We start from the raw sequence: 12,526 nt of genomic DNA, 5'->3' as shown, positions 1-12,526 counted from the left end.
TTGCAGAGCATTTCATGCTTTTGATTAAAAGACAAAAAAGTGATATTTTATGAACTGAAAAATGCGGGAATATCGGGACGTAAAAAAGAAAAAAATGATTTTTGGATATTATTTCTATGATAAATGGGATCTGAATCATGATCTGTTCTGATATTATTTATATAATTATCCTGTGTTTGCCTGTTATTTGTTAAATTTGAGTTGAGAATGAGGATTAAATTTCAGAACAATAAAGTAAAAAACCATCTGGTTTAATCTGACATAAACAAAAAGGCTAAATAAATACTATCATACCTTTCTACGCCATAAATTCTTATGATTCAAAGTGATTTTTCTTTTGAACATATAAAGAAACATAAGAAAGCTTTTGAAGTAATGAATTAATATATTTTCATAACCTGAAGTAACGGGAAATTAATCTTCACTCCACTGGATGGTGTTTTGTTAAATGAGAGTTTTTTTCATTGGATTTGGCCAGGCCGGGGGCAAAATAGTAGATATGTTCATGGAACAGGATAAAAAAGCCCCTGTCCGAAGCTTTAGAGGAATTGCAGTTAATACTGCAAGGACCGATCTCATGGGTCTGAAACATATAGAGTTGCGCGATCGCATTCTAATTGGTCAGACTGTTGTGAAAGGTCATGGTGTTGGAACGGATAACGTAACCGGCGCCAAAATCACAGCAGATGAGATTGATAGTATAATCAACACCATTGATACAAGAGGAACTCATGATATCGATGCTTTTGTTGTTATTGCAGGCCTTGGAGGAGGAACAGGTTCCGGTGGTTCACCGGTTCTGTGCCGCCACCTGAAACGCATTTATCGCGAACCTGTATATGCGCTTGGAATACTTCCTGCTCCTGAGGAAGGCAGACTTTATTCATATAATGCAGCAAGGAGTCTGTCAACACTGGTGCATGAGGCAGACAACACTTTTATTTTTGATAATAGTGCCTGGAAAAACGAGGGAGAAAGTGTAAGATCGGCATATGAACGATTGAACGATGAAATTGTCCGACGTTTTGGTGTTCTTTTCCGTGCAGGAGAGGTCGGAAAGACTGGTGTCGGAGAGATGGTTGTTGATTCGAGTGAGATTATCAACACCCTGCGTGGCGGTGGTATAAGTTCTGTAGGATATGCAATCAGTGAAAAGGTAACAAAGAGCGTCAGGCAGAAAAAGGGTTTACTCGGTGGTCTGTCTGTTAAAAAGAAGGATAATTCCGAGGAGGTACTTACCGGCGAGGATAAGTCTGCAAAGGTGATAGGTCTTGTCAGAAGAGCAATGCTCGGACGCTTAACACTGCCATGTGACTATACTACAGCAGAACGTGCACTTGTTCTTATGGCAGGTCCTCCTGATGAGATGGACAGAAAAGGTGTAGAAAAGTCCAAATCCTGGGTTGAGGAAAACATTGCCGGTGTTGAAGTCAGGGGCGGAGATTATCCTACCGAGAGTTCAAAGATCGCAGCGGTTGTGGTTCTTGCAACAATAGGTGATGCGCCACGTATCCGCGAACTTTTAGAGATTGCAAAAGAGACAAAAGATGACGTAATAAAATCCAAAGAACGTCGTGTAACTATGTTTGACAATGAGGAAATCGATCCGTTGTTTGAGTGAGGGAAATATGAAGAAAAAAATTTTCTTTTTGTTAATTGTAATTTTTGCACTTATTTCAGTGCATTCAGTATCGGCAGCAAATTTTGAAGACCCTGTAATAAAAATAACACCTGATCAGACGTCTTATGCTCCCGGTGAGATAATATCAATAAGTGCTGATGTATCACTTGCAAGTACTGGAGATTCCACTTTTCCGGAACTTCATTATTTAGAGGTTTATACTGCACTTGAAAATCCCAAATGGGTCTATACAATAAAGATCAATGGTCATGGTGAAGCAAAGGAAGTTTCAACAAGAAAAATTGAACTATCCGGATTTCTTCTTGACTACCCATCAAACTCAAACACAATTGTTATAAGTTATGATTTGGAAGGGAAGGTTCCCGAAGTTGCAAGTACCGGGGATTTAGTCTTCTTTGAACTGGTGCAGACTGACGGAAGTGGAAATACAGTGTCTGCGGGAGATTTTAAAGTTGAAAAAATGGTTGTAAATCCCGGGGATATTGACAAACTGAGGGATATTGTAAAAACAGATCTTGAGAGTTTTGATACTAAAATTCAGGAAAAATTGAAGACCGGTGTTGACACAGCAGCGGCACAGGTCAAATATGATGCTGCGAGAGACAAGTACATCCAGTCTGCAACAGCGTCCTATTCTACTTCAAATACTCTCCTTGCAGAAGCACAGACTCTGATCTCAGAAGGAGAAACCCTGTTAAATCAGGCCTGGGCACAGAAGTCAATAGATGATGCACAGGCAACAATTGAAAGTATATCCTTCTATGTTACAGATTTTAAGTCAAATCGTAGTATGACAAATGATGCAAGAGTAATTAATATTGAGACCAAGACGGAGTCTGCACAGTCTTCTTTAAACTCAGCAAAATCGCTTTTTAATGAGAAGAATTATCCTCAGGCATATACGCTTGCAGAGACTGCTAATACAAAAGCCGGTGAAGCACTGACATCTGCAGAGACGCTTTATGCTGAAGTTAGTAAGGGTCTTATTCCTGATGTGGGTGGTTTGGGAATATTTGCAATTATTGGTATAATTGTTGTTGTGGCTGTTGTGGGTATTGTAGTCTACAGACGTTACACATCCTGGGATGAACTGGGATAAGATAAATAAATTCACATTCTTTTTTTTGCTTTTTAATCTTTTAATAAAATAATCTACTTTGGTTATAATTGTAAGTTGAAATGGAATTAAGGATAGAAAAATTGATTTTTTCCGTATGATGATTGTTATTTGGTTTCTAAGGATCTGAGTATCAAGAACTTTGTTGGCAAAGTATATTCTTTTGAAATTTTGAATAAAAATATAAAAGTAAAAAATATTTTGTTTTGAATTATATTATTTAAGAATCTCATTAATTGCTGATGCAGCTTTTTTGGCATTACCCATGGCTTCAATAACTGTTGCAGCACCTGTTGCAATATCTCCTCCGGCAAATACATGCGGAATCGATGTTCTGCCGTTCTCATCAACAATGACGTTTCCTCTCTTTCCTTTTTCAAGTTTTTCCATAAGAGATACCAGAAGCGGGTTTGGACTTTGTCCTATCGCCTCTATTACGACATCAACGTCAAGTGTAAACTTAGCTTCTTCGCCTTTTATTGGCACAGGGCATGGTCTGCCGCTGTCATCCGGGGAACACATCTCCATTCTTACACATTCAATTCCGGTAACAGATGGTCCGCCAAGGATTATGAGAGGGTTTGCACAGCAGTAGAATTTAATTCCTTCTTCTATTGCATTTGCAACTTCTGCTTCTCTTGCGGGAAGGTCTTCCTCGCGGCGCCTGTAGATAAGGAAAACCTCAGCACCCATTCTTTTTGCAACACGTGCCGAGTCCATAGCCACATTTCCGCCGCCTACAACTGCAACTCTGTTGCCTTTGAGAACGGGTGTGTCATACTCAGGGAAACTGTCAGCATGCATAAGGTTTACACGGGTCAGAAATTCATTTGCCGAATAAACACCGTTCAGGTTTTCACCTTCAATACCCATAAAGGAAGGAAGGCCTGCGCCTGTTGCCAGAAATACTGCATCATATGAGAGCAGTTCATCAACGGGTATGCTTCTTCCCACAATATGATTCAGCTTTAAGTCCACACCGAGGGATAAAATCTCATCAATTTCCGCTTTCACAATATCTTTTGGAAGCCTGAATGATGGAATTCCGTATGTTAAAACTCCTCCCGGTCCATGAAGTGACTCAAATAATGTGACTGAGTGTCCAAAGCGGGCAAGTTCTGCCGCGGCTGTTATACCTGCAGGACCTGAACCTACAACTGCGACAAGTTTTCCGGTCGGCTTTGCAGTTCTCGGCTTTTGAATTCCATTTTCACGTTCCCAGTCTGCGACAAATCTCTCAAGTGCCCCGATTCTAACCGGTTTTTCTTTCACACCAAGAACACATTTGCCTTCACACTGGTTCTCCTGCGGGCATACTCGGCCGCATATTGCAGGGAGCATGTTTTCTGATTTTATTATATTGACTGCTTTTCTGAAATCCTTTTCAGCGATTGCGGCAATGAATCCGGGAATGTCAATATTTACGGGGCAGCCTTTTACACAGTTTGGTCTGACACATTCCATACATCTTGTTGCTTCAAGGACAGCATTTACCTCGGAGATGCCTTCATCAACTTCTCTAAAGTCCATTATCCTTTCTTCAGCCTGACGTTTACTCATGGATATGTTCCCCGCATCTACAATGGTGCTGGTGCTCTTCAAAAATATCATTTGACTCTTTTTCCTGAGCCGGATATATCCTCTGTCTGTTCATAAGTTCATCCCAGTCCACGAGATGGGCATCAAATTCGGGTCCGTCAACGCAGGCAAATTTGGTGTCGCCTCCGACTGTTACCCTGCATGAGCCACACATTCCTGTCCCGTCAACCATGATGGGATTTAAGCTTACAAAGGTTTTTGTTTTGCTTGGTATTGTGGCCATCGACGTTATTTTCATCATTATTGCAGGACCAATAATCCATACTGCATCGATTTTTTCCTCATCAAGTTTTTTCTTAAGAATATCTGCCGGGAATCCGTGAAAGCCTTTGCTGCCGTCATCTGTGCAGACTACGAGTTCGTCACAGTCATCTGCCAGTTCATCCTCGAGCAAAATGAGCTTTTCATTTCTCGAACCGATAATACCGGTAACATGGTTTCCTGTTTCTTTAAGTGCCTTTGCAAGAATAGGGAGGCATGCAATACCCACACCGCCGCCTATAACCACGCATCTGCCCCACTTTTTCATCTCACTTGGCTGACCAAGTGGTCCTGCAACATCCAGAACATAGTCTCCCGCATTTAAGGTTGAAAGGTATTTTGTCGTCTTTCCGACTGCCATGAATACAATTCTTATGAGATCGCCCTTTGCAGCGGATATTGTGAGGGGAATTCTTTCTCCCTTATCATCTATTCTTATGACGACAAACTGTCCCGCCTGAGCATTTTTTGAAACATGGGGGGCATTTATCCAAAATTCAAATATATTTTCGGCAATCTCTGATGCCTTTTCAATTTTATATGCCAATAGTGTCACTCCAGAATTACAAAATTTACAAAAATTTGTGAATATAATTTTCTATTACAACTTCTTTACTTTACGCACCCGCACAGCAATTCCCCGCTTTGATGCGCACATCTCTTCTGCTCCCATTGATGCCCTTCCTGTTGCCCATGCCTTCTCACCGATTACAAGGACTTCATCACCTTCGCGGATATTCGGGTCACATCTTAAAATTCCTGGTGCCAGAATGTCGCCCTGTGGGACAAAGTTGTCTATGTAGATTCTGTAACCTGATTCAATTAGTTCCCATCCCTCAAAAGTAGGGCGCATAATTCCTGTTTCATTGTCAATTGAAAAAACCTGCTTTCTGCCCATGAAGACTTTTTCACGCATATATTTGCCTCTCAGCTGCAGTCTTGATGTATCAATCTCTGTATCAAACTGCCATGAAAGTGTTCCTTTTATGAGATTTGGACTGGACTTTTTACAGAATTTTAAGGCTTCTTCAAGTTTTTTAAGTGAATCCGGAGATGTAAGTCTCTCTGTTGCAGTGCATTCATAATCTGTGCCGGATTTTTCGAGTGCTGCTTTTGCTATCTCAAAAGAGTCGCCGTCAAGGTGGACAAATACCTTTTCATATCTGTTCTTCTCAAAATAACGCGCAATTGCATCGGTAATAAATGCCCTCTCCTCTCCGTCCCAGTATCCTGTAACAGGAACATCATAGTGTGCGGCAGGATATATCCGTTCAAGTTCTCTGGGGACAATTCCCAGGGGAGATGTAATTATTATTTCGTGTGCCTTGTTCTGAATGGCTGACTGGAATCTTCTGTGGCTCTGTGATGATGAGTATGGTTTTCTTGCCGAACATGGTATTAAAACCGCAACATCAGTTCTGGAAGGGACAAATCTGTTTATTACACGGTCAACAAATCTTTTAACTTCTGGTCTTTTCAGAGATTCGCCTGAGTTTGCATAGAGCTGTTTATTTCTTGCAATTGTTACTTTAGGTTCAATAAAGTCATAAGACTGGTCCAAAAGCCGTAGTATGGCAACCTGTGATGCAGAGTTTCTGCAGCGGCGCTCCATTAACTCGCGGAGATGTCCGTCCTTTAAAAAGCTTTTAACGGTTTCTATCTCCGTGTCAAGTGCATTCCTGTTATGCTCTTTGAGATCACCTTTAAGGCATCCGCTGCATTTGCACAGACCTTTTGAGAACCATTCATCTGCCGGAAACTCTCCATCTGATGTACAGAAGAGATTTTGTGCGGATTTTAGATCTACTGCAAGGTAATCAAATATATCAAATCCTGAATTAATCAGGGATGCAACATTTGAAGGAATTGCGGATGCGGGTGCATACCAGGCAGTATCTGTTGGATTCTCACTTTTCAGCTGTCTGAGAATTTTGACGTAAAACCTGGGATTTTCAAGGATTGTATGCCAGTTTGCAACAATCAGGCATTCTCCGGATTCTCCTCTTTTTTTGGACTCAGGATGCAGAAATACAATTTTCTCATATTTCGGGGAAAATTCCTCTGTGAATTTATCATTTCCAAGCAGAGGGATATTTGAGAATTCATGTCCGGATAAATCTGGGAAAACTGCTTGTGTATCTAATGCAGCAGGGGTCTGGAAAGACTCATTTTTTTCTGTTGTGTATATGCCTGTTCTTGCAAGGCCGTCTCTTTTTAAAGCTTCAAACATATGAAAACCTGTTTTTGATACTCTCAAGTTCTGTTGACACAATGCCTTTTAGTTCATCATCACATGCAATAAAAAAGGATGATGATTCATGGGAATTAATGAGATTTATAATTCCCTTGCATCCTGATTTTATCATGTCACTGTCCCATTCGGGAATCTCGCTCTGCCCCACAGGGAATGTCTCTTTAAGTTCAGGAAGATATGGACCGAATGGCGGTTTGAAGAAAAATGTGGTGTCAAAGTCACTTTTTCCTTTTCCGTCAAATGAGATCAGGACTTTTTCTCCGGCAGGAAGTCTTTTTACCATCTCATGATAGCGGCTGACTTCGGTTCGCATACAACTTTCGCTCCCCCTGTAAAAGAAGCGTCTTTTTGTAATTCTGTCGGATTTTTCAAGCTGTTCTGTGTATTTTAAAAGTTCGCGGTAGCCGTCAAGGAGTCTCGGGTGGTTTCTGCACCGCTCATCAACAAGGTCCCACAATGTTCCGTCAAGAATCGACTGCCTTATTCTGGCTATCTCTGCAAGTGACACATAAAGGTTGTGAAGTGCAAGAAGCCTCTCTTTGTCAGGAGATTTTTTCAGTTCCTCTGCTGTGTGTGACCTGCATACCTGGCATGCGCAGGGGAGCTCGTTTATCTCGTGTAATTTGTAGCTTCCCTGAGGTGTCATATATCTGTCTTCCCTTGCGTAGAGGGCATATGCCGCAGAGTCAAACACGTCACAGCCCATTGCGGCGGCAAGCGCAAACATAGAAGGATGTCCAGCACCGAAGAGGTGTATGCATGAGGATGGTGAAAGCTCTGATTTTGCAGCCATAACGACCTGCACAAGCTCTTTGTAGCGGTAACTCTCCATAAGAGGAACGACAGCGCCAATCGGGCAGAATATTATATTTAAGTCTTTGACCTCTTTTCCTGCACGTTTTCGTAAATCTAAATGTATTCCCCCCTGCACGGGTGCACTAAGGTGCCCGTCATCGATTATTGTAAGAGCCTCTTTTATGCGTTCCATTGTTATTGTCAGCTCTTCTTCAGCCTCTTCATGAGTTTTATCAGGAGAAGTTGCAATGTCCATCGGGACTATAATCTCGCTTCCTATTGAGCGCTGAAACTTAACTGTATCTGCGTTTGAAAAACCAACATCGCCATAGACAGACTGCTGAAAAGCTCCGGAATCAGTCATAATGACTCCGCCAAAATTGAGGACTTTATGGAGGCCCTCGTTTACTGCCCTGTCACGAAACTCCTCACTTTTGCTGAAGATGTATGCATTTGTAATCAGGGCTTCAACGCCCAGTTTTTCCATCTCTTCAGGTTTAATTATCTGTATGTGCGGGTTTATTACCGGAAGAAGAAGCGGGGTTTTAATGGTTTTATCTCCGACTTTCAGCTTTCCGGCTCTCGCCATTATGTCTTTGTGAATTACTTCAAAACTTATGCTCATATTTTCCTCTTTTCTGAAAAGATCTGCCCTTCAAATGTAAGTATATTATAATTTTCATCCTTCCAGCAGTCCTTAAAAAGTCCTGCCTTGAGGCATGTGTGGGTTAAAAATTCTTCAGAATTCCACCCGTATTCGGTTGCAACCTGCGGGAGCAGAAGACCTGCATGTCCTTTTCCCTGAATGATAAGTCCGTGGCGCCCCGTTTCTATATTTTCAGCCCTTTTTCCGGCAGGGCATAAAAGAGGCTCTGGCGGAGTCAGGACGGTTACTTCAATACTGATATCTTCAAGTTCTTTTGGTTTTACAGGAATAAATCTGGGATCTCTTGTTGCGGCCGATATTGCTGCATCCTGTATGGCATCAGAGAGAGGTAGAACGGGATTGGGATATCCTATGCATCCTCTTAGTTCCCCGGATTTGTTCAGTGTTACAAAAACACCGCGCTTTTCTCTAAAGACAGCGGGCAGCTTCGGACACTGCAGTTCTTTTCCTGCAATCTCCTTTTCTATCGTCTTTCTTGCAAGGCACACCGCAGTCTTTCCCTCATCCTCACCAAGAAGCATCATTACCTACATATATGGCTGGCAGACAATAATAAGATTGAGAGGGAGAGTGCGGCTGACGGTGGCATTTATTTGCTGCTGAGGAAAGTCCCCACTCCGACCGGATACGCAGCTGCATTCAAGTGCAGGTGGCGAGAGTCACGGCTCTGACACAGAAACGATACGGCCTCTTTCCATAGTTTGTGATGCAGGTTTAAAACTGCTGAAACGTTATAAGGTCTGAGGATTCGGTGGAACGGTGAATCCCTGCGGGTGCAAGCCGGAACAGAGACGCTAACGGCATTTCCGGGCCGGTCTCGGGTACGGCGCGATAGCTGAATGCCGTAAAAACATAATGGGGCTTACTACTCCCACTCATATTACTTTTGCTCTTATTCCTGATTGTTCAATTATTAACCGAGATTAATATCTTGTATTTAGAAATTTTTTTAGTTATATTTGGGAATTATCTCTTGTTTATCGAGCAAATTCTAGCTATGTTGGATTCTATAATTTTAATATAGGTGTGGTATTTTATTTTTGAATAGTATCTGTGAATTAATTATGCTGTTATTACTTCGTATTAATTATAATTATATATTATAAATTACTATTAGTAATATATGCACATACCTGATTCTGCGGAGATAAAGGAGAAGCGTACCAAACTTGGTCTGACACAGGCTGATATAGCGGAAAAATCCGGTCTTAGTCAGTCAATGATAGCCAGAATTGAGTCAGGAACGGTTGATCCAAGGGTCAGCACCATTAAAAAAATTGTGGACGTTTTGCATCAGGAAGAGATATCCATAATCACTGCCGGTGATATGATGTACAGTCCTGTCATAAGTGTATCTGCTGATGAAACTCTTGAGAAGACTGTTTCAATCATGGAAAATCACAAAATTTCGCAGATTCCTGTGTTGGAGAAAGGCGTTGCCATTGGCTGTATATCGGAATCTGCGATTATAAATGCCATGGATGAAGGAAGAATTCAGAAAATTCATTCACATATTGTCGCAGATATAATGGAGGATGGTTTTCCCACAATTCCGCAGTCAACTGATATGGATACCATAATTCATCTGCTTCACAATCATCATGCGATACTCGTTGTTGAAAAGGGAAAAGTGGCAGGTGTCATTACAAAGCATGATCTTATTGCAATGATAACAAACTAAAAAAAGGAAAAAAATTATTAAAATTATATTTTTGACACAAGGTCAAAGAGAACTTCTTCAGGATTTTTTGCCTTTACAACACCTGATGCAAGTAAAACACCGTCTGCACCGAGTTCAAAAGCTCTTTTTACGCAGTCCCCTGTGCTGATTCCTGCGCCTGCAAGAACTCTTATACTAGAATTAACATCTTTTACAGCCGAAACCGAGTTTTCAATAATTCCCGGGTCGGCGGTTGCAACAGAGACTCCTGTTCCTATAAGTTCGGGAGGCTCGATCGCAATAAAGTCCGGTGAAAAGGCTGCCGCTGCAGCGCTTGTCATTATATTGTTTGTACAGACAACAGTCTGCAGGTGCGCATCTTTTGCAGCTAAAACTGCGCCTGATACATCTGCAAGTGTAAGCCTTCTTTCGGAATGGTTGATCAGTGTTCCGGATGCCCCTGCAAAACGAACCGCTTCTGCAAGAATATGGCCTGTGTATGCGCCTGGTGGTATTGCATCAATATGCTGTGAATATACAGGCAGACTGAAATGCATTGACAAAGGATGAATGTCCATAAACCCCGGTGCCACTCCTATCAGAATGCCTGATTCCTCTGATACTTTCTCTGCCGCACTCACAATATTGTGGGCTGAGTTACCAAAACCTTCCCTGTACGTCTTGAAGTTGATAATAACTGTTGGAAATTTATCAGACATCAAAAATACCTTATTTTCCTCTTTTGAGCTTCATTACATCGCCGAGTGTGGGTGTAATTTTGCCTGTGTTTTTCGTATCCGGTGTTGCCTCAAATGAATCCAGAAGGTTAATTCCCAAAGCATCCTCGAGCTTTTTTCTGACATTGTCTTCAGGTATCATTCCTGTTTCAATCTTTTTTATAAGGCCCTCTTTTTCTTTAATCCCCAGAGCAAGCTCCTTTTGGGAAAGACCTTTTTCAGCACGTGCACTACGGATTATCTTACTGAAATCTTCAACAATTTCACCGTCCATAAGGTCAAAAACATCACGGGTGCGTCTTTTGGGTGCAACGGTGCGCCCTGCAGATACCCTGTTTATTTTTCCTGAAGCCTGATTTCTAATCTGACTTCCGGGCATCTCAACAGGTGTCCCGAGTTTTGAGCACCTGGGGCAGACCGACATTTTTGCTCCGCCTATAGAGACAATAATTGCTTTTCCACGGATTACTTCGCCGCAAACCTCGCATTCTGACATATTAATCGTAAATATCTATATATTGAACTACCCCTATATAACTATTTGAGGGAGCCTATGGCAGACAGCCAGACACATAACTCTGATTCTCGTTCAGAAGAGGATGTCACAAAATATCTTCTTGACAGAATATCGGGTCTTGAAACCAGGAACCTGGAGCTTAGAGAGGAGATGCGCCAGTTAGAATCCGAAAAACGCTTTATTGAGAGTCAGAAAATTCGTTATGAGAGGGAGATTCGAAAGCTGAAAAGCGAGGTGGAAAAGCTTAGAAGTCCTCCTTTGATTATAGGCACAATAACAGATGTTGCAGGTGACAACAGGGTTGTTGTGCAGTCAAGCGCAGGCCCTAAATTCATGGTGCGGGCATCAGGTTTTATCGAAGCCGAAGATTTAAAACCGGGAGTCCGGTGCACACTTAATCAGCAGTCCTTAACTGTAGTTGATCTTCTTCCCCAGTCCTTTGACTCCCAGATATACGGGATGGAGATTGATGATGTTCCTGATGAAACATATGCAGATATAGGCGGACTTGAAGATCAGATAACAGAGATAAGAGAGGCGGTGGAATTGCCACTCACAAGGCCGGAACTGTTTGAAAAGGTTGGGATATCACCTCCAAGAGGTGTTTTACTATATGGCCCTCCGGGTACCGGGAAGACACTTCTTGCACGGGCTGTTGCACATGAAACCAATGCAAAGTTTATGCGGGTTGTTGGTTCTGAGCTAGTTCAGAAGTATATCGGTGAAGGTGCAAGACTTGTCCGCGAACTTTTTGAACTTGCAAAAAGGGATGCACCTTCAATAATATTTATCGATGAAATAGATGCCATAGGTGCACAACGCTCTGAGAGTATAACATCAGGTGACAGGGAAGTTCAGAGGACACTTATGCAGCTTCTTGCCGATATGGACGGATTTAAAGAACGCGGTGATGTGAAGATAATCGGGGCAACCAACAGAATCGACATACTTGATCCTGCCCTTTTACGGCCCGGGCGTTTTGACAGAATTATTGAAATCTCGCAGCCTGATGCGGAAGGTCGTCTTTCGATCCTAAAAATTCATACAAAGGCCATGAGTGTTGATGATGGTGTGGATCTGGCTGATATTGCTCGGCTTACAGAAGGTATGAAAGGTTCTGATCTAAAAGCAATATGTACTGAAGCGGGAATGTTTGCAATCCGTTCAGACAGGGAGAATATTACAGGAACGGATTTTGTAAAAGCGATTGAGAAAGTAGGAATTGATCACAAAAACAATGTGCGGGATATACTTGACGCTGCAATGTTTGCCTGAAA

At 42.0% G+C, this 12,526-nt stretch carries 11 protein-coding genes and 1 other RNA gene; 5 read left to right on the top strand and 7 right to left on the bottom strand.

Annotated elements, in window-relative coordinates; genetic code table 11:
• The first annotated feature begins 448 nt into the window (after positions 1 to 448).
• Both ACTB1O_RS05320 and ACTB1O_RS05315 read left to right on the top strand, forming a co-directional pair.
• Positions 449 to 1,621: a tubulin/FtsZ family protein gene (locus tag ACTB1O_RS05320; protein ID WP_462994103.1), complete on the top strand. Its 1,173-nt coding sequence runs from the start codon at positions 449 to 451 to the stop codon at positions 1,619 to 1,621.
• Positions 1,622 to 1,628: 7 nt separating this feature from the next.
• Entirely contained in the window at positions 1,629 to 2,741 is a 1,113-nt protein-coding gene (locus ACTB1O_RS05315; RefSeq protein WP_462994102.1) for a hypothetical protein, read from the top strand.
• Between the two features lie 234 nt (positions 2,742 to 2,975).
• On the opposite strand, the gene gltA is transcribed toward ACTB1O_RS05315, so the two are convergent.
• From gltA to ACTB1O_RS05290, 5 genes are read right to left on the bottom strand one after another with little or no spacing between them, the layout of a single operon-like run.
• Positions 2,976 to 4,319 carry an NADPH-dependent glutamate synthase gene (gltA, locus tag ACTB1O_RS05310; RefSeq protein WP_462994101.1) on the bottom strand — a complete coding sequence of 448 codons (1,344 nt, stop codon included), beginning with the start codon at positions 4,317 to 4,319 and terminating at the stop codon, positions 2,976 to 2,978.
• The gene (locus tag ACTB1O_RS05305) at positions 4,312 to 5,166 is read right to left on the bottom strand and encodes a sulfide/dihydroorotate dehydrogenase-like FAD/NAD-binding protein (RefSeq protein ID WP_462994100.1); all 855 of its coding nucleotides are present in this window, start codon (positions 5,164 to 5,166) and stop codon (positions 4,312 to 4,314) included. The genes gltA and ACTB1O_RS05305 overlap by 8 nt, the downstream gene beginning before the upstream one ends.
• Positions 5,167 to 5,220: 54 nt before the next feature.
• Entirely contained in the window at positions 5,221 to 6,849 is a 1,629-nt protein-coding gene (arcS, locus tag ACTB1O_RS05300) for an archaeosine synthase subunit alpha (protein WP_462994099.1), read from the bottom strand.
• Positions 6,842 to 8,293, bottom strand: coding sequence for a tRNA guanosine(15) transglycosylase TgtA (tgtA, locus tag ACTB1O_RS05295; RefSeq protein ID WP_462994098.1), 1,452 nt, complete (start codon positions 8,291 to 8,293; stop codon positions 6,842 to 6,844). Before tgtA ends, arcS begins: the two co-directional genes overlap by 8 nt.
• Positions 8,290 to 8,859 carry a TIGR00296 family protein gene (locus tag ACTB1O_RS05290; protein WP_462994097.1) on the bottom strand — a complete coding sequence of 190 codons (570 nt, stop codon included), beginning with the start codon at positions 8,857 to 8,859 and terminating at the stop codon, positions 8,290 to 8,292. Before ACTB1O_RS05290 ends, tgtA begins: the two co-directional genes overlap by 4 nt.
• 36 nt (positions 8,860 to 8,895) lie before the next feature.
• Between ACTB1O_RS05290 and rnpB the strand changes: the two genes are divergently transcribed.
• Together rnpB and ACTB1O_RS05280 are read left to right on the top strand one after the other, a co-directional pair.
• Positions 8,896 to 9,212, top strand: an RNA gene (gene rnpB, locus ACTB1O_RS05285) — RNase P RNA component.
• A gap of 246 nt (positions 9,213 to 9,458) precedes the next feature.
• Positions 9,459 to 10,016, top strand: a complete 558-nt coding sequence (locus tag ACTB1O_RS05280; protein ID WP_462994096.1) for a CBS domain-containing protein — start codon at positions 9,459 to 9,461, stop codon at positions 10,014 to 10,016.
• A gap of 23 nt (positions 10,017 to 10,039) precedes the next feature.
• Here ACTB1O_RS05280 and tpiA read toward each other — a convergent pair whose 3' ends face one another.
• On the bottom strand, positions 10,040 to 10,714 hold the full coding sequence (tpiA, locus tag ACTB1O_RS05275; RefSeq protein ID WP_462994095.1) for a triose-phosphate isomerase: 675 nt from the start codon (positions 10,712 to 10,714) through the stop codon (positions 10,040 to 10,042).
• A gap of 10 nt (positions 10,715 to 10,724) precedes the next feature.
• A complete protein-coding gene (locus ACTB1O_RS05270) occupies positions 10,725 to 11,228 on the bottom strand; it encodes a multiprotein bridging factor aMBF1 (RefSeq protein ID WP_462994094.1) in 504 nt (167 codons plus the stop codon).
• 57 nt (positions 11,229 to 11,285) lie between these two features.
• Between ACTB1O_RS05270 and ACTB1O_RS05265 the strand changes: the two genes are divergently transcribed.
• Positions 11,286 to 12,524, top strand: a complete 1,239-nt coding sequence (locus tag ACTB1O_RS05265) for a proteasome-activating nucleotidase (RefSeq protein WP_462994093.1) — start codon at positions 11,286 to 11,288, stop codon at positions 12,522 to 12,524.
• Positions 12,525 to 12,526: the final 2 nt, after the last annotated feature.

It is taken from the genome of Methanomicrobium sp. (genome assembly GCF_055145805.1).
Note: the sequence above shows the minus strand (reverse complement) of the source record. Positions and strands in the feature narration are given on the sequence as shown.